General features: G+C 38.3%; 1 protein-coding gene. It reads right to left on the reverse strand.

What is annotated here, in order from left to right; all coding sequences use genetic code 11:
- Positions 1 to 431: flagellar filament capping protein FliD (gene fliD, locus CYP28_RS00050; protein WP_181000380.1), on the reverse strand; the 431-nt coding region annotated here is incomplete at both ends.

The raw sequence follows: 431 nt of genomic DNA on the forward strand, positions 1-431 counted from the left end.
GTCTCATTTAGCGTGATATTTACGCCAGGTCTTAGATCATCAAAGCTGTTTTTACTTCTTTTGATATTTACGCCGTTATATGTAAATTCTGCATCTTGCGCTTTTAGAATTCTATTTTTCTCCAAATTTGATGTCATCTTTGGCGTGCCATCAGGATTTGTTAGCGCTGTGCCGTGCTCATCTGTATCTTGAAACTGTGTATCATCCCAGCCAAGCTTGTCTAAAATGCCAGCAGTGTCGTTTGAAAATTTAATAGTCTGTGTAGCGCCAGTGCTGCCTGATTGAAGCATTATTTGATTTGGTTTATCGCCACCAACATTTAAAATTCTAGCTTGCAATTTACCGCCACTTACGTCATTTATCTTATCAACGATATCTTGATATGTTGTCGATCTTGTCACACCGATAGAAAATTTTTGTCCATCGATCTC

It is taken from the genome of Campylobacter concisus (assembly GCF_002914195.1).
Classification (GTDB): domain Bacteria; phylum Campylobacterota; class Campylobacteria; order Campylobacterales; family Campylobacteraceae; genus Campylobacter_A; species Campylobacter_A concisus_M.